Source organism: Geobacillus sp. GHH01 (assembly GCF_000336445.1).
GTDB lineage: Bacteria > Bacillota > Bacilli > Bacillales > Anoxybacillaceae > Geobacillus > Geobacillus zalihae.
Genome location: NC_020210.1, coordinates 2539113 through 2560311, shown reverse-complemented (window position 1 = coordinate 2560311; position 21199 = coordinate 2539113). Strand labels below are relative to the sequence as shown.

24 protein-coding genes are annotated in these 21199 nt (G+C 53.8%); 21 read left to right on the top strand and 3 right to left on the bottom strand.

All coding sequences use genetic code 11. The annotated features are described in order from the left end of the window. Positions 1-29: 29 nt before the first annotated feature. The 15 genes from GHH_RS12640 (at position 30) to GHH_RS12575 (ending at position 13475) form a co-directional block, all read left to right on the top strand. Complete coding sequence (locus GHH_RS12640; RefSeq protein ID WP_011231972.1) at positions 30-2132, top strand: HD family phosphohydrolase; 2103 nt, start codon at positions 30-32, stop codon at positions 2130-2132. Beyond that, complete coding sequence (gene ybeY / locus GHH_RS12635; RefSeq protein WP_011231971.1) at positions 2129-2599, top strand: rRNA maturation RNase YbeY; 471 nt, start codon at positions 2129-2131, stop codon at positions 2597-2599. Before GHH_RS12640 ends, ybeY begins: the two co-directional genes overlap by 4 nt. Further along, entirely contained in the window at positions 2599-2952 is a 354-nt protein-coding gene (locus GHH_RS12630; RefSeq protein WP_015375433.1) for a diacylglycerol kinase family protein, read from the top strand. The genes ybeY and GHH_RS12630 overlap by 1 nt, the downstream gene beginning before the upstream one ends. A gap of 122 nt (positions 2953-3074) precedes the next feature. Further along, complete coding sequence (locus GHH_RS12625) at positions 3075-3473, top strand: cytidine deaminase (RefSeq protein WP_015375432.1); 399 nt, start codon at positions 3075-3077, stop codon at positions 3471-3473. Then, entirely contained in the window at positions 3466-4374 is a 909-nt protein-coding gene (gene era, locus GHH_RS12620; protein WP_015375431.1) for a GTPase Era, read from the top strand. The genes GHH_RS12625 and era overlap by 8 nt, the downstream gene beginning before the upstream one ends. A 101-nt stretch (positions 4375-4475) precedes the next feature. Then, positions 4476-4619 carry a YqzL family protein gene (locus GHH_RS18415; RefSeq protein WP_015375430.1) on the top strand — a complete coding sequence of 48 codons (144 nt, stop codon included), beginning with the start codon at positions 4476-4478 and terminating at the stop codon, positions 4617-4619. Positions 4620-4650: 31 nt separating this feature from the next. Continuing rightward, positions 4651-5439 (top strand): DNA repair protein RecO, encoded by a 789-nt coding sequence (gene recO / locus GHH_RS12615; protein ID WP_011231966.1) that lies wholly within the window; start codon positions 4651-4653, stop codon positions 5437-5439. 72 nt (positions 5440-5511) lie between these two features. Further along, the gene (locus tag GHH_RS12610) at positions 5512-6135 is read left to right on the top strand and encodes a helix-turn-helix transcriptional regulator (RefSeq protein ID WP_272945229.1); all 624 of its coding nucleotides are present in this window, start codon (positions 5512-5514) and stop codon (positions 6133-6135) included. A gap of 21 nt (positions 6136-6156) precedes the next feature. Further along, the gene (locus GHH_RS12605; protein ID WP_011231964.1) at positions 6157-6957 is read left to right on the top strand and encodes a pyruvate, water dikinase regulatory protein; all 801 of its coding nucleotides are present in this window, start codon (positions 6157-6159) and stop codon (positions 6955-6957) included. A gap of 532 nt (positions 6958-7489) precedes the next feature. After that, positions 7490-9286 carry a DNA primase gene (gene dnaG / locus GHH_RS12600; RefSeq protein WP_015375429.1) on the top strand — a complete coding sequence of 599 codons (1797 nt, stop codon included), beginning with the start codon at positions 7490-7492 and terminating at the stop codon, positions 9284-9286. A gap of 34 nt (positions 9287-9320) precedes the next feature. After that, positions 9321-10448 (top strand): RNA polymerase sigma factor RpoD, encoded by a 1128-nt coding sequence (rpoD, locus tag GHH_RS12595; RefSeq protein ID WP_011231962.1) that lies wholly within the window; start codon positions 9321-9323, stop codon positions 10446-10448. A 73-nt stretch (positions 10449-10521) separates the two neighbouring features. Further along, a complete protein-coding gene (locus tag GHH_RS12590; protein WP_015375428.1) occupies positions 10522-11037 on the top strand; it encodes a hypothetical protein in 516 nt (171 codons plus the stop codon). A 108-nt stretch (positions 11038-11145) separates the two neighbouring features. Continuing rightward, the gene (gene cccA, locus GHH_RS12585; protein ID WP_015375427.1) at positions 11146-11508 is read left to right on the top strand and encodes a cytochrome c550; all 363 of its coding nucleotides are present in this window, start codon (positions 11146-11148) and stop codon (positions 11506-11508) included. A 144-nt stretch (positions 11509-11652) separates the two neighbouring features. Further along, positions 11653-12357, top strand: coding sequence for a tRNA (adenine(22)-N(1))-methyltransferase TrmK (locus tag GHH_RS12580; RefSeq protein ID WP_021322327.1), 705 nt, complete (start codon positions 11653-11655; stop codon positions 12355-12357). Continuing rightward, positions 12354-13475: a Nif3-like dinuclear metal center hexameric protein gene (locus GHH_RS12575; RefSeq protein WP_015375425.1), complete on the top strand. Its 1122-nt coding sequence runs from the start codon at positions 12354-12356 to the stop codon at positions 13473-13475. The genes GHH_RS12580 and GHH_RS12575 overlap by 4 nt, the downstream gene beginning before the upstream one ends. A gap of 81 nt (positions 13476-13556) precedes the next feature. Here the strand turns inward: GHH_RS12575 and GHH_RS12570 are convergent, their stop codons facing one another. Further along, positions 13557-14507, bottom strand: a complete 951-nt coding sequence (locus GHH_RS12570) for a 4-hydroxy-3-methylbut-2-enyl diphosphate reductase (protein ID WP_015375424.1) — start codon at positions 14505-14507, stop codon at positions 13557-13559. Positions 14508-14628: 121 nt separating this feature from the next. After that, positions 14629-15159 (bottom strand): VrrA/YqfQ family protein, encoded by a 531-nt coding sequence (vrrA, locus tag GHH_RS12565; RefSeq protein WP_015375423.1) that lies wholly within the window; start codon positions 15157-15159, stop codon positions 14629-14631. Positions 15160-15551: 392 nt separating this feature from the next. On the opposite strand from vrrA, the gene GHH_RS12560 reads away from it, so the two are divergent. Continuing rightward, positions 15552-16862, top strand: coding sequence for a DEAD/DEAH box helicase (locus GHH_RS12560; RefSeq protein ID WP_015375422.1), 1311 nt, complete (start codon positions 15552-15554; stop codon positions 16860-16862). A 41-nt stretch (positions 16863-16903) separates the two neighbouring features. Next, positions 16904-17803: a deoxyribonuclease IV gene (locus tag GHH_RS12555; RefSeq protein WP_015375421.1), complete on the top strand. Its 900-nt coding sequence runs from the start codon at positions 16904-16906 to the stop codon at positions 17801-17803. Between the two features lie 20 nt (positions 17804-17823). On the opposite strand, the gene GHH_RS12550 is transcribed toward GHH_RS12555, so the two are convergent. Next, complete coding sequence (locus tag GHH_RS12550; RefSeq protein ID WP_015375420.1) at positions 17824-18084, bottom strand: DUF2624 domain-containing protein; 261 nt, start codon at positions 18082-18084, stop codon at positions 17824-17826. A gap of 96 nt (positions 18085-18180) precedes the next feature. Here GHH_RS12550 and GHH_RS12545 point away from each other — a divergent pair, with 96 nt between their 5' ends. The 4 genes from GHH_RS12545 (at position 18181) to GHH_RS12530 (ending at position 21187) form a co-directional block, all read left to right on the top strand. Beyond that, positions 18181-19062: a YitT family protein gene (locus GHH_RS12545; RefSeq protein WP_015375419.1), complete on the top strand. Its 882-nt coding sequence runs from the start codon at positions 18181-18183 to the stop codon at positions 19060-19062. An 82-nt stretch (positions 19063-19144) separates the two neighbouring features. Then, complete coding sequence (locus GHH_RS12540) at positions 19145-19912, top strand: metal ABC transporter ATP-binding protein (protein ID WP_015375418.1); 768 nt, start codon at positions 19145-19147, stop codon at positions 19910-19912. A 25-nt stretch (positions 19913-19937) separates the two neighbouring features. Further along, the gene (locus GHH_RS12535; RefSeq protein ID WP_015375417.1) at positions 19938-20771 is read left to right on the top strand and encodes a metal ABC transporter permease; all 834 of its coding nucleotides are present in this window, start codon (positions 19938-19940) and stop codon (positions 20769-20771) included. Then, complete coding sequence (locus tag GHH_RS12530) at positions 20768-21187, top strand: Fur family transcriptional regulator (protein ID WP_013144724.1); 420 nt, start codon at positions 20768-20770, stop codon at positions 21185-21187. Before GHH_RS12535 ends, GHH_RS12530 begins: the two co-directional genes overlap by 4 nt. Positions 21188-21199 lie beyond the last annotated feature (12 nt).

The window sequence follows — 21199 nt, the reverse complement described above, 5'->3', positions numbered from 1 at the left end:
TCTTTTCTTGCAAAGCGAGGGGAAAACCGGTGGGAAGGTTTCGTTTTTTTCTTGAGCGGACAAAAACAGTCCGCTTTGTCCGCTTTTGGCTGTTTTTGCTTTTGGCTGTTCTGTTGTTTGCCGTTTTGTATTGGCAAGTGAAGCCGCGCCAGTATGAGCTGCGCCTGTTTGACGTCGCGAAGGAAACGATCCGTTCGCCGGTGACGGTCGAGGACAAAGAGGCGACCGCCAAGCTGAAAGAAGAGGCGGCGGCGAAAGTAGCGGATGTCTATACGTTAAAAAAAGAATATGCCGAAAACCGGGTCGACCTTCTTTCCTCGCTGTTTGCCGCGATTGAAAGCGTGCAGCGCGAGGCGGAGCCGGACCGCCCGCTCGGCGATATGATCGCCAAACTTGAGGAACGGCTGCCGCCGGAATGGCTTGCCTATCTGTCTGCCGCTGAATGGCAACGGCTGCTTGCCGCCTCGCCGGAGGAGCTCAAGACGGCGAAGGAAGCCGCCTTGACCGCGGTGCATGCCGTCATGAGCGAGCGCATTTCCCAAGCGGAACTTGACACGGCGCGGGCGGAAGCGGCCAAAGAGCTTGAATACGCTGCGCTGTCGCCGCCGCTTCGCGAGGCGGTCGCGAAGCTTTGCCGACAGGCGGTCATTCCGAACGTCGTCTACGATCGGGCGGCGACGGAAGAAAAACGGCGGCAGGCGATGGATGAAGTGAAGCCGGTGAAAATTTTGCAAGGGCAAGTGATCGTCGAGGAAGGACAGTTTATCACGAATGATGTTTACCGCCGGCTCGAGCTGGTCGGCTTGCTTGAGAGCGGGCGTCCGTCTTGGACCGCCGCTGGGCTTTTGGTGTTCGTTTTGTTGCTGCTTGCTCCGCTCATTTATTATTTTCGGACGGAAACGACGAATGAAAAGCTGTCGCTTTATACAGCCATTTTTGCGTTGATGATGACGACAATGGCGCTCATTCGCCTTCTGCCATCTAGCGGCGCTGTTTCCATCGGTTACCTTGTGCCGGCGGCGTTCGGGCCGATGCTCGTCCGCATTTTGCTCGGAGAGCGGCTCGCGATGATGACGACCATCATCGGAGCAGTGTGCGGCAGTTTGCTGTTCAATGAGGAAATTGGAACGGCCGGCGCGGTGTCGGTGTCGTTGATTGTTTACTTTCTTGCCGGCGGCTTGGCCGGGACGTTTTGTCTGCCAAAGGAGCTGGCGAAAGCGAACATTTGGCGGGCCGGCGTGTTTGTCGCCGCGGTCAATATCGTTTCGCTTTTTTCGCTGTTGCTGTTAAAAAACGGCCGCTATTCGCCGACGGAAATCGGTTTGTTGGTGCTGATGGCGGCGGCCTCAGGGGTTTTTTCTGCCATTTTGACGATCGGTCTCTTGCCGGTGTTGGAGGCGGCGTTTGGCATTTTGTCGCCGCTTCGGCTCATTGAACTGTCCAATCCGAACCATCCGCTCTTGCGCAAGTTGCTCACTGAAGCGCCGGGGACGTACCATCATAGCATTATGGTCGCCAATTTGGCCGAAGCGGCGTGCGAGGCGATCGGCGCCGACGGCTTGCTGGCGCGCGTCGCCTGCTACTACCATGACATCGGCAAGACGAAGCGGCCGCGCTATTTCATCGAAAATCAAATAGGCGGCAATCCGCATGACCATTTGTCGCCGCAGTTGAGCAAAAATATTATTATCGCCCATGTCGCCGACGGCGTCGCTTTGCTGCGCAAGCACCGGCTGCCGAAGGAGATCATCGACATCGCCGAACAGCACCACGGCACGACGCTGCTGAAGTATTTTTATCATAAGGCGCGCGAGCAAACCGAGTTTGTCTCGGAAGCGGAGTTTCGTTATCCCGGGCCGAAGCCGCAGACGAAAGAAGCGGCGGTCATCAACATCGCCGACAGCGTCGAAGCGGCTGTTCGCTCGCTATCCAACCCGTCGCAGGAAAAAATCGAGAAGATCGTCCGGTCGATCATCGCTGATCGCTTGCAGGACAACCAGCTGAACGAGTGCGACATTACGCTGAAGGAGTTGGAACTCGTCGCCCGTTCGCTTTGCGAGACGTTAAACGGCGTCTTCCATTCGCGCATCGAATACCCAGAAGTACGAAAGGAAAAGGTGAAGCATGCATGACCATTCACATTGATTTTCTAGATGAAACGAACGAGGTGACCGCTGAGCAAATCGAGACGATCGAGCGGCTGCTCGCTGAGGCGGCGGCCCTTGAAAACGTGCCGGACGGGGCGGAGGTGAGCGTCACATTTGTGGACAACGAACGCATCCGCGCGATGAATCGTGACTATCGCGGCAAAGATGCGCCGACCGATGTGCTTTCGTTTGCTCTTGAGGAGGAAGGGGAAGAAGAGGTTCACATCGTCGGCGCTGATATGCCGCCGGTGCTCGGCGATATCGTCATTTCGATTCCGAAGGCGAAAGAGCAGGCGGCGGCCTATGGGCATTCGTTCATGCGCGAGCTCGGGTTTTTGGCTGTGCACGGTTTCTTGCACCTGCTTGGTTACGATCATGGGACAGAAGAGGAAGAGCGCGTCATGTTCGCCAAGCAGGAAGACATCTTGGCGAGGTTCGGGTTGACAAGATAATGCGCGGCAAACGAGAGCGAGACCGGTTTGCTTGGGCGTGGGCGGGAATGAAGGCGGCGGTGAAAGAGGAAGCTCATTTGCGCTTCCACTTGGCGGCCGCTGTTGTCGCCTTTGCCGCCGGGTGGGTCGTTGGGCTGTCGCGCTGGGAGTGGATCGTGCTGCTCATGACAGTCGGCACGGTCATTGCGCTTGAGCTCGTCAACACGGCTATTGAGCGCGCCGTCGATTTGGCGACGGGTGAGTTTCATCCGTTGGCGAAAGCGGCGAAAGACATCGCTGCCGCGGCGGTGCTCTCGGCGGCCGGATTTGCGGTTGTGATCGGCATTTTGCTGTTTTGGCCGCATCTTCGCTAAACGAATGAGAGAGAAAATTCTAATTTTTCTGTTACATTTTGATTTCAAATGATGAAATGGATGGCGTTTTTTTGTAAAATAAAAGAAAGCAGCGTTTGCTTGCAGGAAAGGAAGAGTCACTCGTGGAGATGGAGCAGCTCATTGCCGAAGCGAAAAAAGCGCGCGAACTCGCCTACGTGCCGTACTCGAAGTTTCCAGTCGGCGCCGCGCTGTTGACGAAAGGCGGCAGTGTGTACCGCGGCTGCAACATTGAAAACGCCGCCTACAGCGTGTGCAATTGTGCGGAGCGGACCGCGTTGTTTAAGGCATATTCGGAAGGGGAGAAGGAGTTTACGGCTCTTGCGGTCATCGCCGACACTCCCCGCCCGGTGCCGCCGTGCGGCGCATGCCGCCAAGTGATCGCCGAACTTTGCCACGGCGATATGAAAGTCATTTTAGCCAACCTCAAAGGCGATGTGAAAGTCATGACAGTCAGCGAATTGCTGCCAGAAGCTTTTTCAGCGGAGGATTTGCATGCGTAAAGAAGGATACAAATCAGGATTTGTTGCCATTATCGGAAGACCAAACGTAGGAAAGTCGACGTTTTTAAACCGCGTCATCGGGCAAAAAATCGCGATTATGAGCGATAAACCGCAAACGACGCGCAATAAGATTCAAGGCGTGTACACGGACGATGACGCGCAAATCATCTTTATCGACACGCCTGGGGTGCACAAACCGAAGCATAAGCTCGGCGACTTTATGATGAAAGTGGCGCTCAATGCGCTTCGCGAAGTCGATTTGATTTTGTTTATGGTCAATGCCGAGGAAGGATTTGGGCGCGGTGAGGCGTTCATCATCGAACGGCTGAAAGAAGTGGACACCCCGGTGTTTTTAGTCATCAATAAGATCGACCGCGTCCATCCGGATGAATTGCTGCCGCTCATTGACCGATACAAAGATTTGTACCCGTTTGCTGAAATCGTGCCGATTTCGGCGCTTGAAGGGAACAATGTCGACCGCCTGCTTGAGCAAATTAAAGAGCGGCTGCCGGAAGGGCCGCAATATTATCCGCCGGACCAGATTACTGACCATCCGGAGCAGTTTATCATCGCCGAGCTCATTCGCGAGAAAGCGCTTCACTTAACGCGCGAGGAAGTTCCGCACTCGATTGCTGTCGTCGTCGAACGCATCGAGCGGCGAGAAGGATCAGGAACGGTGTACATTAGCGCGGTGATCGTGGTGGAGCGCGATTCGCAAAAAGGAATCATCATCGGCAAGCAAGGCCGGATGCTGAAGGAAATCGGACAGCGGGCGCGCGCTGACATCGAAGCGCTGCTTGGATCCAAAGTGTTTTTAGAACTGTGGGTCAAAGTGCAAAAAGACTGGCGCAACCGTATGGCGCAGCTGCGTGATTTCGGGTTCCGTGAAGACGAGTATTGACGGTTAGAAAATTTTACGCGACATAAACCGTTTTTGCCTGAGCCAAGCTATAGGTAGACCACCAATACGCAATGCCTGCAGGCGGAAAGAGGTGTCATTCCATGCTTGAGTTCACGTGGAAGTTGTTTAGCCAAACAGGCAATATCGACACGTACCTCCTATTTAAAGAGTTGGAACGAGAGCAACAGTTTGGCGGTGAAGAGCAAAACGCTGAACAGAACGAAATCGACCAGCCGATCTCGTAGCATCGTTGTTGGTAGAAGCGGTGGTGATGGGATGTTCGAAACGTGTGAAGCGATCGTCATGCGGACGGTCGATTATGGCGAAACAAATAAAATTGTCACATTGTTTACCCGAGAATGGGGAAAGGTGGCTGCGATGGCAAGGGGAGCGAAAAAGCCAAGCAGCCGCCTTTCTGCTGTTACGCAGCCGCTCTCATACGGCCATTATGTCATCCGCCGCAGCCGCGGCGTCGGCGTTCTTCACCAGGGAGAGCTCATCGACTCGATGCGGGCGCTGCGCGAAGATTTGTTTGCCGCCGCCTATGCGGTGTATATTGTAGAGCTCACCGACAAAAGCACGGAAGAGCAAAAGCGCAATCCGTACTTGTTTGAGCTTCTTTTGCAGACACTACAATATATGAGCGAAGGCCGCGATTTAGAGATTTTGACGTTCATTTACGAAATGAAAATGCTTGCAGTGCTTGGCATTCCGCCGGTGCTGGACCGTTGCGCCCGCTGCGGGGCGACGGAGGGGCGCTTCTCGTTTTCCGTCAAGGAGGCGGGCTTCCTTTGCCATCGCTGCGAGGCGTCCGATCCCCATCGGTTCCCGCTCTCTTCGGCTTCCGTCCGGCTGTTGCGCCTCTTTTTTCATATCGATCTTGCTCGGCTTGGGTCCATATCGGTGAAAGAAAGCACAAAGATGGAGCTGGGCGCCGTATTGTCCGCCTATTATGATGAATATGCCGGCCTGTCGCTGAAGACGAAGCGTTTTTTGCAGCAAATCGGTGAACTGAAAGACAAGCTCAGCCCCGACGGAGGGCAAGGAGCATCATTTTCATTGTGAATGGGGCGTGTAGTATAATATAAATGAGAGTGATAGCGTGTGGGACCTTTTTTGGCAAGGTGGTGAACGACGATCGAACTAAATAAACGCCAAGAGCAGATTTTGCAAATTGTGAAAGACTACGGGCCGATCACCGGAGAAAGCATCGCGGAGAAACTGAACTTGACGAGGGCGACGCTGCGGCCGGATTTGGCCATCTTGACGATGGCTGGCTACTTGGAAGCGCGGCCGCGCGTCGGCTATTTCTATACGGGAAAAACCGGCAAGCAGCTGTTCGCCGATAAAATGAAAAAGATGAAAGTCGAGGATTACCAATCGATTCCGGTTGTCGTCAATGAGAATGTGAGCGTCTATGATGCGATCGTCACAATGTTTCTAGAGGACGTCGGCACGCTGTTTGTCGTCGATGACGAGTCGTTGCTTGCGGGCGTTTTGTCGCGCAAAGATTTGTTGCGCGCAAGCCTTGGCAAGCAGGAACTGACGGCGATCCCGGTCAATATTATTATGACGCGGATGCCGAACATCGCCGTTTGCTACAAGGACGACCCGCTCATTGACGTGGCTGAACAGCTGATTGAAAAACAGATCGATGCTATGCCGGTCGTGCGCAAAACGGAGAAAGGATATGAAGTGATCGGCCGTATTACGAAAACGAATATAACGAAAGCATTCGTGTCGCTAGCCAAAGAGGACTAATCCAAACAAAGGAGGAGAAGAATGAACCAGCGCCTTGTTTATGTCGTATCCGATTCCGGCGGAGAAACGGCCGAGCTTGTCGTCAAAGCCGCGGCCAGCCAGTTTCACGCCTCGCCGATTCAAGTGAAACGCGTCCCGTATGTGGAAGATAAAACGACATTGGCTGAAGTCGTCGCTTTAGCGAAAATGAACCGCGCCATTATCGCGTTTACGCTCGTCGTTCCGGAGATGCGGGAATTCTTGCTCGCCGAAGCGGCGCGCGAAGGGGTCGTCGCATACGATATCATCGGTCCGCTCATTGAAAAGATGAGCCATTTGTTCCAGCTGACGCCAAGATATGAGCCGGGTCAAGTGCGCGTACTTGACGAAGATTACTTCAAAAAGATTGAAGCGATCGAATTTGCCGTCAAATACGATGACGGGCGCGACCCGCGCGGCATTTTGCGCGCCGATATCGTGCTCATCGGCGTATCGCGCACATCGAAAACACCGCTGTCGCAATATTTGGCGCATAAGCGGCTGAAAGTGGCGAATGTGCCGATCGTTCCAGAGGTCGAGCCGCCGGAGCAGCTGTTTCGAGTCGGTCCGGGGAAATGCTTCGGCTTGAAAATCAGTCCGGATAAACTGCTTTCGATCCGCCGCGAGCGGCTGAAATCGCTCGGCCTGAACGACCAGGCGATTTACGCCAATATGGATCGAATCAAAGAGGAGCTCGCTTATTTTGATGAAGTCGTGAAAAAAATCGGCTGCGACGTCATCGATGTGACGAACAAGGCGGTCGAAGAGACGGCGAGCATCATTATGAAAAAGTTGAAGCGCTAGCTTCGCCTCATCCGCACGATTTCTTGATTGGAGTCGTGCGTTTTCTTATGGCATATTGCCGCCACTTATATTATAATAAAAAATTGCGAGAAAAATGACCTATATAGGTTTAGAGCGGCCATGAGACGAGTAAACTATTTATAGCCGCTTGTCAAGAAGAACGAAAAAAAGATTTTCGACAAAGTTGTCAATCATTCGGCAAAAAAGCAGGATTTTTTTGCGATGGTGTAGAATAATAGGGGGTGTAAAGCAACCCTTGCTTTGAGAGCGCGGTCATCTGTTGCATAAGATCGTCAAGAAAAAAGTGAAATTTTCTTTTTCTTGCTGAAATATAATATACCGAAGCGCATCTTCGAGATGCACCGCTCTGATGAATCTTTGTCCAGACGGCGGGCTGAGGGGCGGGAAGCGGATGATCAAGCCAGCCGACTTTACGGGCAAGGGGGCGAAACGAACGTTTTGAAAAAATTTGTCGAAATGGAAAGGAAAATCGGCTTGCTGCCGAGAATAAATACGATACGGGGTTGTTCGTATGGGACATCGCATTCCCGAGGAAACGATTGAAGCCATCCGCCGCGGCGTTGACATCGTTGACGTCATTGGCGAATACGTCCAGTTGAAAAAGCAAGGCCGCAACTATTTTGGCTTATGCCCGTTTCACGGAGAAAAGACGCCATCGTTTTCCGTTTCCCCAGAAAAGCAAATTTTCCACTGCTTCGGCTGCGGGGCAGGGGGGAATGCCTTTACGTTTTTAATGGATATCGAAGGCATTCCGTTTGTGGAAGCGGCGAAACGTCTTGCGGCCAAAGCAGGGATCGACTTGTCCGCCTATGAGCTGGACGGCCGCGGGAGTGATGGCAGCCGAGCCGACGAGGCGAAGGCGATGGTCGAAGCACACACGTTGTTGAAACGATTTTACCATCATTTGCTTGTCCATACAAAAGAAGGACAAGCCGCGCTCGATTATTTGCAGGTGCGCGGGTGGACAAAAGAAACGATTGACCGATTTGAAATCGGCTATGCGCCGGATGTTCCTGATGCCGCCGTCAAGCTGCTGGAGAGCCGTTCGTTTCCGTTGGTGTTGATGGAAAAGGCGGGCTTGTTGGTGAAAAAAGAAGACGGGCGATACGTCGACCGCTTCCGGAATCGGATTATGTTTCCGATCCATGATCATCGCGGCGAGACGGTTGGTTTTTCCGGCCGTCTGCTTGGCGACGGGCAACCAAAGTACATGAACAGCCCAGAAACGCCGATTTTCCGCAAAGGCACGCTTTTGTATTTTTTTCACGAGGCGCGCGTGTCAATCCGCAAGCGTCAAGAGGCGCTGCTCGTTGAAGGGTTTGCCGATGTCATCTCTGCCGTGCAGGCCGGCGTTGACTATGTGGTGGCAACGATGGGAACGTCGCTGACCGAGGAGCAGGCACGCATTTTGCGCCGCCATGCTGAAACGGTCACGATTTGCTATGACGGCGACAGCGCCGGAACGGAAGCCGCCTGGCGCGCCGCCGAACAATTGAGCGCGTTCGGGTGCCGCGTGAAGGTAGCGTTGCTCCCGGACGGGCTGGATCCAGATGAATATATACGCACTTCTGGCGCCGACCGTTTTGCCGAAGAGATCGCCGCCGCCCGGCCGCTCATGGCGTTTAAAATGGATCGTTTGCGGCGGGGAAAAAATTTGCAGGAAGAAGGCGACCGGCTCCGTTATATCGAGGAAGCGCTCCGAGAAATCAGCAAGCTGTCGAGCCCGGTGGAAAAAGATTATTATATGCGCCAGCTTGCGGATGAGTTTTCGCTGTCGCTCTCCGCGCTTTACGAACAGTTGTCCCGCTCCAAGCCGGAACAGCCAAAGCCGCAGGTGAACGACGGCGGAAAACCGTCCCAGCCGGCATTGACGAAAAAATTGCTTCCGGCCTTTCAAAATGCCGAGCGGTTGCTGCTTGCCCATATGATGCGGAGCCGCGATGTGGCGTTCATCGTTCAGGAGAAGGTCGGCGGCCGATTTAATATCGAAGAGCATCGGGCGTTGGCTGCTTACATTTACGCCTTTTACGAAGAGGGGCATGAAGCCGACCCCAGCGCGCTCATGTCTCGGCTTCCCGGCGAGTTGCGGACGCTGGCGAGCGAGCTGTCGCTTTTGTTGGTCGCAGACGACGTTTCCGAGCGGGAGCTTGCCGATTGCATCCGGCATGTGTTGAATCACCCGAAATGGTTAATGCTAAAGGAAAAAGAGCAAGAAAAGACGGAAGCGGAGCGAAGAAAAGACTTTTTGACGGCCGCCCGCATCGCGAAAGAGATGATTGAGATGAAAAAAATGTTATCTTCTTCATAACATGGTGGTATGAGTTTTTAAAGGAGGTAATGAAATGGCTGAAAAACCAGCCCAATCAAAGCAGGCTGAAGCTGCCGGCGAATCGCTTGAACAAGTGAAAGAGCAACTCGCTGAGCTCGGCAAAAAGCGGGGGATCCTCACCTACGAGGAAATCGCTGAGCGGTTGTCTGGCTTTGATTTGGACTCCGACCAGATGGATGAGTATTATGAATACCTCGCTGAGCAGGGCATTGAAGTGATCAGCGAATCTGACCTTGAGGCCGATCCGGACATCGACGACTTGGCCAAAGAGGAAGAATTCGACTTAAATGACTTGTCCGTTCCTCCAGGCGTCAAAATCAATGACCCGGTGCGCATGTACTTGAAGGAGATCGGCCGCGTGCCGCTGTTGTCGGCGGAAGAGGAAATCGAACTGGCGAAACGGATCGAGCAAGGCGATGAAGAAGCGAAACGCCGGCTGACGGAAGCGAACCTCCGCCTCGTCGTCAGCATCGCCAAACGGTATGTCGGCCGCGGCATGCTCTTTCTTGATTTGATTCAAGAAGGGAACATGGGGCTGATCAAGGCGGTCGAAAAGTTTGACTATCGGAAAGGCTACAAGTTCAGCACGTACGCGACGTGGTGGATCCGCCAAGCCATCACAAGGGCGATCGCCGATCAGGCGCGGACGATCCGCATCCCGGTTCATATGGTCGAAACGATCAATAAACTGATCCGCGTCCAACGGCAATTGCTCCAAGACCTCGGGCGCGAACCAACGCCGGAAGAAATCGCCGAGGAAATGGATTTGACACCGGAAAAAGTGCGGGAAATTTTGAAAATCGCCCAAGAACCGGTGTCGCTCGAGACGCCGATCGGCGAGGAAGATGACTCGCATCTTGGCGATTTCATCGAAGACCAAGACGCGACATCGCCATCCGAGCACGCTGCTTACGAGCTGTTGAAAGAGCAGCTCGAAGATGTGCTTGATACGCTGACGGATCGCGAGGAAAATGTGCTGCGTCTCCGCTTCGGGCTTGACGACGGACGGACGCGGACGCTCGAAGAAGTCGGCAAAGTGTTCGGCGTGACGCGCGAACGCATCCGTCAAATTGAAGCCAAAGCGTTGCGCAAGCTGCGCCATCCAAGCCGCAGCAAACGGCTGAAAGACTTTTTAGAGTGACCGTTTTGTTCGATAGTTTACTTCTTCGGAAGTAAACTATTTTTTCTTTCTTTATGGGAAAGGTGGTCTATCTATGAATCGGCAACGACGGGAAACGATCATCCAAGAAATCGAATATTGGAAACGTTCGCGCCTTCTGCCGGAACATTATTGCGACTATTTGCTCGCGTTGTACACGGAAGGAGACGCCCGTTCGCACGGACGACGGTGGCGCAGCTCGCTCGCCGCTGGTCTCTGTTTATTGCTTCCAGCCGTTGCTCTTGTCATTTATTTTACTGAATTGTCATTCGTTTTGCAAACGCTCCTTTTCGCCCTATTTTTGGCTGCCTGCTTGTTCTTTTGTTGGCGGTGGCGGAACAAGCGGGAGCTCCTTCACTTTCCGCTCATCGGAAGCGCCTGGATTTTGCTTGTGGCATCCATTCTTGAGGTTGATCGGTATTTTCCCAGGCAAACGGGTGCGCTAGCAGCTGTCGTGCTCGGAAACTGTGTTCTCTGGTTTGTTGTCGGCCGCCTGCTTCACCTTCGCTACTTTTCGCTCGCCGCTGTCAGCGGGGCGTTGCTTGTAACCGCTGCCATCTGGTGGCGCTGAGGCGTGTTGTTGCCATTTCGGCAACTTAGGGCTTTTCCTTGTCCATTATTTACAGTAAAATAAAATTGTTTGCAGCGTTCTTCATTATACATAAGGGAGGTAAAAGAGATGAACCGCAATCCGCTCATCCCGTTTTTCATCATCATGGCATTCGGGATTGTGCTGACGTTCGTCTTGTCGTTTAAAGGGCTAGGCGATGCGAAGGAAATGGCCAAAGAGAAAAAAGGCGGCGAAAAAACGGAACAAACGGCCGAATTCAACCCAGAACAGTTTTACCAACAAACGTGTTCTGGCTGTCACGGCCAAAACTATGAAGGCGGCGTCGGTCCATCGTTGAAAGGGGTCGGGCAACGGCTGTCGATGGACCAAATTAAAGATGTCCTGCAAAACGGGCGCGGCAACATGCCGCCAGGGCTTGTGCCGGCGGATAAAGCCGATGCCATGGCGAAATGGCTCGCCGGTTTAAAATAATGGATGGTGAACATCCCTTTGCTTTTTGGCAAGGGGATGTTTTGTTTAGTACAATAGAGGCGCGCGGTGTTGGAGAGGAAAGGAGGGGAAGGCGAACCGCCTTCGCGCTGCAGGTGGCGGAAGGTTGGTAGCCATTGCGGTGCTATGAACGAATTTCGCCTGTCGAAACGGCTGGAAACGGTCGCCTCATTCATTCCAAAAGGGGCGGTGCTTGCTGACATCGGATCGGATCATGCGTATTTGCCTTGCTATGCCTGCTTGCACGGCTACGCATCAAAAGCCATTGCCGGCGAGGTGGCGGACGGACCGTTCCGCCTAGCGCAGCAGCAAGTCGAGAAGTCCGGGCTTTCTCATCTCATTTCCGTGCGCAAAGGGGATGGGCTTTCGATCCTTGCCCCGGGGGAGGTGAACTGCATCACGATCGCCGGCATGGGTGGGGCGCTGATCGCCCGCATTTTGGGCGACGGAAAGGAAAAGCTTGCCGGTGTCAAACGGCTCATTTTGCAACCGAACATCGGTGCGGAACTTGTTCGCCGTTGGCTTCTTGATCATGGGTGGGAGCTCGTGGCTGAGCGCATTTTGAAAGAAGATGGGCAAATTTATGAAGTACTCGTCGCCGAGCCTGGCGCCCCCCGACGGCCGTATCGCCATCTCGAGGCGGAGCTGCTCCTTGGACCGTTTTTGCGCCGGGAAAACAGCGAGGTGTTCCGCGAAAAGTGGAAGTGCGAGATTGAAAATTGGAAACGGATCATCGCTGATTTGACGGCCAAAGGGCAAAGTGAAGCGGCCAAGCGGAAAAAGCGTGAACTGGAGAGAAAAGTTCAATTGGTGGAGGAGGCGTTGTTATGAGCCGCGTTCCGTACGGTTATGAAATCATTCAGCTTCTTGAGCAGCTTGCTCCGAAACAGTTGGCGATGGAAGGGGATCGGATCGGTCTGCAAATCGGGACGCTAAACAAGCCGGTCAAAAAAGTGATGATCGCTCTTGATGTGCTCGAAGATGTCGTTGTCGAAGCGATCGATCAGCAAGTGGATTTAATCATCGCCCACCACCCGCCGCTGTACCGCCCGCTGAAGCAATTGCTGACTGATGATGGGCACGGGCGGATGATCGCCGCGTGCATCAAGCATGACATTGCGGTGTACGCCGCCCATACGAATTTGGATGTGGCCGATGGCGGTCTGAACGATTGGCTTGCCGAGGCGCTCGGCTTAAACGATACGGCTGTGCTTGTGCCGACGTATACCGAACCGTTGAAAAAGCTCGTTGTTTATGTGCCGGTGACGCATGCTGAGGTGGTGCGGAAGGCCTTAGGCGATGCCGGCGCCGGGCATATCGGCCGCTACAGCCATTGCACGTTCAACAGCCGCGGCGTCGGCACGTTTTTGCCGCACGAAGGGGCGCGGCCGTTCATCGGCGAGCAAGGGCGGCTCGAGGAAGTTGAGGAAGTGCGCATCGAAACGATCGTGCCGGCCTCTCTTGAACGGGAAGCGATTCAGGCGATGCTGGCTGTTCATCCGTATGAGGAAGTGGCCTATGATATCTATCCGCTTGACAATGAAGGCCGCCGCTTCGGGCTCGGGCGCATTGGCCGGCTGCCGCAGCCGGTGACGCTTGGCGCTTTTGCCGAGCAGGTGAAAACGGCGTTTTCCGTTCCGGCGGTGCGCGTCGTTGGCCGGCTGGATGATCTCGTGCAAACGGTCGCGGTGCTTGGCGGGGATGGGAATAAGTTTGTCGCTGCCGCCGCATCGGCCGGGGCGGACGTATACGTGACAGGGGATGTGTATTACCACACCGCCCATGACGCCCAAGCGCTCGGCCTTCACATCATTGATCCGGGACATCATGCAGAAAAAATCATGAAAGAAGGCGTAGCCCGATACTTAATCACTGAGCTCTCGAAACGTCAATGGGAGGCGGAAGTGGTTGCTTCCAGCGTCCATACTGATCCGTTTCAGTTCGTATGAACGGCCAACGAAAAAGGCTGTCCTGGATGAGCGGTTCAACCGTTTGTCCAAGACAGCCTCTCTTTATGGATGAAACAACCGTCACTCTTCTTTCTTTGTTTTCACTTTCGGCAAGATTTTTTGCAGCGGCACTTTCCGTTCCCTCTTCCATGTCGATGGGTCGTTCGGGTCAAACTGCTCCAAAAAGTCGATCACTTCTTTCGTAATCGGCGTCGGGGTGGAAGCGCCGGCGGTGACAGCGACTTTTTTCGCATCTTTAATCCAGTTGATGTCGATTTCCGTCACATCAGCGACGCGATACGCCTTCGTGCCGGCGATCTCTTCCGATACTTGGGCGAGGCGGTTCGAGTTGTTGCTGCGCGGGTCGCCGACGACGATCGTCACATCGGCTTCCTTCGCCTGCTCAGCGACCGCTTCTTGTCGGAGCTGGGTGGCCAGGCAAATTTCTTTATGCATTTCCACGTGCGGGTATTTTTCTTTCACTTTCGCCATGATATCGGCGACGTCCCATTGGCTCATCGTCGTTTGGTTTGTCACCATGATGCGCTCATTGTGAATGGACAGCTGTTCGACATCATCGATGGTTTCCACAAGATGGATTCTTTCCGGATTGATGCCGACCGCTCCTTCCGGTTCCGGATGTCCTTTTTTGCCAATATAGATGATATCGTAGCCATCGGCGAGCTTTTGTTCGATGAGCCGATGCGTTTTTGTCACATCGGGGCATGTCGCATCAATCGTGACAAGTCCCTTTTCGAGCGCTCGTTTTTTCACTTCCGGTGAGACGCCGTGGGCGGTGAAAATGACGGTGCCATGGTCGATTTTTTCCAAAATTTCCAAACGATTTTCTCCATCGAGCGTGATGATGCCTTCTTCGGCAAACGCGTCCGTGACGTGCTTATTATGGACGATCATGCCGAGAATGTAAATAGGACGCGGCAAAGATGGGTCCAACGCCGCGTTGCGGGCGATGACCATTGCATCGACCACCCCGTAGCAATACCCGCGCGGGGTAATTTTAATCACTTCCATCATATTCCCTCCCTGCCGCCGGTTGTGCGGCGGTTGTTCACCTTCCATTATATCGGAGCACCGGGGAGAAGACAAAGAATAACCGCCCTAAACAGCGGGTGCGCTAGGGCGGGGAAAGAAACTAGATATACAGTTTCGGCTTGGACGGCTTCGGGGCGGCCGGTGCTTCTTTTTCTTGCGGCTCTTCGCGCTTTGCCTGCGGAACGGAGCGTTTTTTTGGCGCCTTGGCGGCCGGCTTTTGTTTCGTTTCGTTGGCCGGTGCGCTTTCCGACGTTGTTTCGCCTTCCCCTTCATCGGCCGGTTTCAACTCGCGGAAAATGCGGATCATCGCCGGAAGATTGCGGATGAGCGGTCCATACTGTTGCACCATCGGCATGACGTTTTGTGCGATGCCAAGCATTTTTTGCACGTTGTTTAACATGCCAACCAAGCCGCCGCCCGTGTTGGATGCGGCGGTGTTAGCGGCGTTGGACAAAAACGGCAGCCCCCACGGAGACGATGCAGCAGCCGGCGGCTGCCCGCGCGAAAACAAGCGGGCCAAGAAGCCGCCGGGGCCGCTGGGGCCAAAAGGCGGCGCCGGCATGCGGGCGAACGGGGCTGGCGGCCTTCCGGCAAACGGAGAAGGCATCATCGGGGGCCGACTGTATCTCATAGCAGCTTCCTCCTTTCGGTCGTGCGGATGAACGAATGTCCTCCTTTCTACAATATGCGGGCAAGGCGGGAAAGGTTTGTTGCAGGATCGTCTTTAGTTGCGGCAGGGGGCAGCGATTCGCTATAATGGTGAAGCGGACGAAGCGGTGCCCATATGCCATTTGAAACGTTAACGTTTACGCTCTTTTATGGAGCCAGCCGGTATTGGATCGACTGTCGGGTGACCGAACCATACTGCTTCCAGACCGATGCATGGATTTGTGAAACGGTTGGTTGTTCCGTCGCGTCAAAGCTTGCCGCCGACAGTCGGAAAAATAGACGGCACGCTTTTGGGCCAACGAGATGGGAAACCTTCCAGTTGCGTTTATTTAATATAGAAGGGAGTGGTGCTTGATGACAGAAACGCAGTTTACTCGTTTTCCGTTTCAACCGTTTATCATCGAAGCGATCAAGACGCTTCGTTTTTATAAACCGACGGAAATTCAAGAGCGCATCATTCCGGGGGCGCTGCGCGGCGAAAGCATGGTCGGCCAATCGCAAACCGGAACGGGAAAAACACATGCGTACTTATTGCCGATCATTGAAAAAATCAAGCCGGAACGCGCCGAAGTGCAAGCCGTCATCACGGCGCCGACGCGCGAATTAGCGACGCAAATTTACCACGAAACGCTGAAAATCACGAAGTTTTGCCCGAAAGATCGGATGATCGTCGCCCGTTGTTTGATCGGCGGGACGGATAAGCAAAAAGCGCTCGAAAAGCTCAACGTGCAGCCGCATATTGTCATCGGCACGCCGGGGCGCATCAACGATTTCATCCGCGAGCAGGCGCTTGATGTGCATACGGCCCACATCCTTGTCGTCGATGAAGCCGACTTGATGCTCGATATGGGCTTTATCACGGATGTCGACCAAATCGCCGCCCGGATGCCGAAAGACTTGCAAATGCTCGTCTTTTCAGCGACGATTCCGGAAAAGCTGAAGCCGTTTTTGAAAAAATATATGGAAAACCCGACCTTTGTCCACGTCGACCCGAAGCAGACGGCGAACGAAAACATCGAACATGTGCTCATCCCGCTGCGCGGACGCGAGAAAACAAAACTTCTCCGTGATGTGCTCCTCAGCTACAACCCGTATTTGGCCATCGTATTTGTCAACACAAGGAAAATGGCTGACGAGGTCGCCGACCGTCTCGCTGAGCAAGGGTTGAAAGTCGGCGTGCTGCACGGCGATTTGACGCCGCGCGAGCGGAGAAAGATGATGAATCTCATCCGCGATTTGGAGTTTCAATATGTCGTCGCGACCGATTTGGCGGCGCGCGGCATCGATATTGAAGGCGTCAGTCATGTCATCAACTACGAGTTGCCTGATGATCTGCAGTTTTATATTCACCGCGCCGGACGGACGGCGCGCGCTGGCTATAGCGGCATTGCGGCGACGATTTACGAGCCGTCTGACCAAGATGCGATTGCCCGGTTGGAAAAAATGGGAATTTCGTTTGTCCACCGTGATCTCGTGCGCGGCGAATGGAAGGAGCTGCCGCCGTGGAACCGGCGGAGCAAGCGGGCGGGCGAAAAGGATGACGAACTGGCGCTGCTTTTCGCCAAACTGAAAAAAACGAAGCAGGTGAAGCCGGGCTACAAAAAAAAGCTGCGCGCGGAGCTGGAGAAGAAGAAAAAGCGGCTTGGCCGCTTCAAAAAATCATAATCGCCGTCCGCCTTTAACGCAAAGAAAAGGGAGAGAAGAACATGTTAAAAATCGGTTCACATGTTTCCATGAGCGGAAAGAAAATGCTGCTGGCCGCGAGTGAAGAGGCTGTCTCCTACGGGGCCAACACGTTTATGATTTACACCGGGGCGCCGCAAAACACAAAGCGCAAGTCGATTGAAGAGCTCAACATCGAAGCCGGGCGCAAGCATATGCAAGCGCACGGCATCGAAGAGATTGTCGTCCACGCCCCGTATATCATCAATATCGGCAATACGACCAATCTCGATACGTTTTCGCTGGGCGTCGACTTTTTGCGCGCGGAAATCGAGCGGACGGAAGCCATTGGAGCAAAGCAGCTTGTGCTGCACCCAGGCGCTCATGTCGGCGCAGGGGTGGAAGCCGGACTTCGCCAAATTATTCGCGGCCTAAATGAAGTGTTGACGCGCGAACAGACGGTTGAAATTGCCCTAGAAACGATGGCCGGCAAAGGGTCGGAATGCGGGCGGACGTTTGAGGAGCTCGCGTACATTATCGACGGCGTCGCCTATAATGATAAGCTGTCCGTTTGCTTTGATACATGCCATACGCATGACGCCGGCTATGACATCGTCAACGATTTTGACGGCGTCCTTGAGGAGTTTGACCGGATCATCGGCCTCGGGCGGCTGAAAGTACTGCACATCAACGACAGCAAAAACCCGCGCGGCAGCCGGAAAGACCGCCATGAAAACATCGGTTTCGGCCATATCGGGTTTGCTGCGCTCAACTATATCGTCCATCACCCGCAGCTTGAGGATATTCCGAAAATTTTAGAAACCCCATACGTGGGCGAAGACAAACACAACAAAAAGCCGCCGTACAAGCACGAAATCGCCATGCTGCGGGCGCAGTTGTTCGATGACCAGTTGCTTGAAAAAATCAACGCTGGGGCGGAATGAGAAAAGGGCTATGCGCCCTTTTATTTTTTTTGCACGAATTTCAAAAACAGCTCGTTCGCTTTTCGAGCGATGTCCGGCGAGGTGATTTTCGCTAACTCTCGCACCCATTTTTTCCGCTCCTCGGGGTCAAAGACGTTAATGTCGTTCTTCCGGGCGAGATGAAGAATTTGTTTCGCTTGGCTCGTCGTAATGGGCAAGCCGTACTCTCGGCTGTACGCAACGAGTTCTTCCGGAGTGATCGTTTTTAATTTTTGCTTGACAAGCTGTTGGTAAATGTTCATCGCAGCCGCCTCCTTGCTTCTGTTCCATCATATGACGTGAATGGAAAAGGCGTGTATGGTATAATGGAAAAAAACAAAAAGGGAAAGGGTGGTAGTTTGGCGCCAAAACAGCATAAAAAAGAACCGCTAGGCCATGTGTTGTATCGGGTGTTGATGATCTCCATCGGCGCCTCTTTGGCGGCGTTTGCCATCGAGCGGCTGCTCGTTCCAAACAAAATGATCGACGGCGGCATCATTGGCATATCGCTGATTCTGGACTACTTGACTCCGGACGAATGGCGGCTGCTCAATTTCGCCACGCTCGTCATCCTTTTAAACGCCCCGTTCATGTATTTCGGCTACAAGCAAATCGGGAAAACGTTCATGCTGTCAACGATTTTAGGCGTCGTGATCCTCGGCGTCACCGAACAGCTGTTTCACCATCTTTCCCCGCTGACAACCGAGCCGATTTTGGCCACCGTTTTTGGCGGGGTGTCGCTCGGTCTTGGCGTCGGATTGGTCATCCGTCATGGCGGATCGCTCGATGGGACGGAAATTTTGGGGATTTTGATGACGAAAAGAATCCCGTTTTCGGTCGGCGAGTTTGTCATGTTTGTCAACGTTTTTATTTTTGGCTGGGCGGCGTTTGTGTTTGGCCTCGAGCCAGCCATGTATTCGGTGATGACGTACTACATCGCCTCAAAAACGATCGATGCGGTCATTGAAGGGCTTGACGAGACGCGGGCGGCCTTTATTGTGACCGATCATTATGAGGAAATTTCCGACGCCATTTTGCACCGGCTCGGCCGCGGGACGACGAAATTGCTCGGCAAAGGCGGATATACGGACGAGCAAAAGGAAATCATTTATGCAGTCGTCACGCGCTTGGAAGTGACAAAACTAAAATCGATCGTCAATGAAATCGACCCAGATGCGTTCATCACCATTATGCCGACGCATGAAGTGCGCGGCGCCCGCTTTAAATCAGCGATTCATTGAGGTTTACAAAACGCGGATGGTGGGGTATACTTGCATAGTGAAGCAAATCGGAATGATTCTGAATTAGCAAGGGAGAACCGCCATGGAAAATGGGCTTGTTGTGCAAATTGAGGATGTGTCGTTCCGCTATGAAAACGAGAACGTGCTTGAGCATGTTAGTTTAACCGTGCCGAAAGGGGCATTTTTAGGATTGGTCGGCCCGAACGGCTCGGGAAAATCGACGCTGCTCAAATGTGTGCTCGGCTTGTTAAAACCGAACAGCGGCCGCATTTTTTTGTTCGGCGAGCCGATTGAATCGTTTCGCGAATGGCATCGGATCGGTTTCGTGTCGCAAAAAGCGAACAGCTTCAACCGCAGCTTTCCGGCGACGGTTGAGGAAGTGGCGGCGAGTGGGTTGGCGGCCAAACGCGGCTTATTTCGGCCGCTGACAAACGAAGACCGCCGTGTGGTCGAAGCGGCGCTCGCGGCCGTTGGGTTGAGCGGCCTGGCAAAGCGCAATATCGCGGAGCTGTCCGGCGGCCAGCAACAACGGGTATTTATCGCCCGCGCACTGGCGAGCAAGCCGGATTTGCTCATTTTAGACGAGCCGACGGTCGGCGTGGATGCGCGCCATGTGCACGAATTTTACGAACTGCTCGGCGACTTGAACCGCCGAGGCTTGACGCTTATCTTAGTGACGCATGACATCGGGACGATCACGGACCGGGTGACCGATATCGCCTGTTTGAACAAGCGCCTCTATTTCCATGGAAAGGCGGAAGAGTTCGAACATCTTGGCAACGAGGCGATTTCGCAGTTTTATGGCCATCCGCTCCACGTCCTCTCTCACGAGCATGAACGGGCGGAATGAAACGGTGACGGTGGAGGAATGACACGTGTGGGAAGCCATTTGGCAATACGAATTTTTGCGCAATGCGTTTGTTGCCGGCGTTTTGACCGGTTTTACGGCGCCATTGCTCGGCGTTTTTATTGTCGTTCGGCGGCTGTCGCTCATCGCTGATGCATTGAGTCATGTGACGCTTGCGGGCATTGCCGCCGGGCTCTTGCTTGAAAAAACGATTCCGGCAGCCGCGAGCTGGAACCCGCTTTACATCGGAATGGGGTTTTCCGTCGTCGGGGCGCTGTTTATCGAAAAGCTGCGCGCTGTGTATCGGCATTATGAAGAGCTTGCGATTCCAATCGTGTTGTCGTCCGGTCTTGGCTTGAGCGTCATTTTCATTTCGATGGCCAACGGGTTTACGACCGATTTGTTTTCGTATTTATTCGGCAGCGTCAGCGCCGTCAGCCGTGCTGACGTTTGGACAGCGTTTGCTGTCGCCGCAGCTGCCGCGATGGTGATTTTGACGTTTTACAAAGAGCTGTTTCTTCTTTCCTTTGACGAGGAATACGCCCGTGTCTCCGGCGTTCGCACCACATTGATCCATTTTTTGTTTATTGTGCTTGTTGCGCTCGTCATTGCTGCATCGATGCGCATCGTCGGCGTGCTCCTCATCTCGTCGCTCATGACGCTGCCGGTGGCGGCGAGCATCCGCATCGCCAAAAGTTTTAAACAGGTAATCGGGCTTTCGATTTTGTTCGGGGAGCTGGCCGTCATCGCCGGGCTTTGGGCGGCGTATGAGCTAGACTGGGCGCCGGGTGGAACGATCGTCATCGCAGCGGTTGTCATTTTGCTTTTCGCACTCGGATGGAAAAGGGGGCGGCAGCGATGAATATCGACGAAGCGTTGCAGTTGATGAAAGAGAAAGGATTTAAATATACGGAAAAACGGAGACAAATGCTTGAGTTGTTTGCCGAAAGCGACAAATACTTGACGGCCAAAGACGTGCTTGAAGCGCTCCGTCCCGTCTATCCGGGCTTGAGCGTTGATACCGTGTACCGCAATTTGTCGCTCTTTACGCTGCTTGGCATTTTGGAAATGACCGAGCTTTCCGGGGAGAAACATTTCCGTTTTGCCTGCGGCGCCCGCCGCCACCACCATCATTTCATTTGCATCCAGTGCGGAAAAACGAAGAAGATTGACGCTTGTCCGATGGATGGGCTTGCGGCGCAGCTCGATGGGTATGAGATCACTGACCATAAGTTTGAAATTTACGGCACATGTCCGCAATGTCAACAGAGGGGCTGATCCCAAAACGCA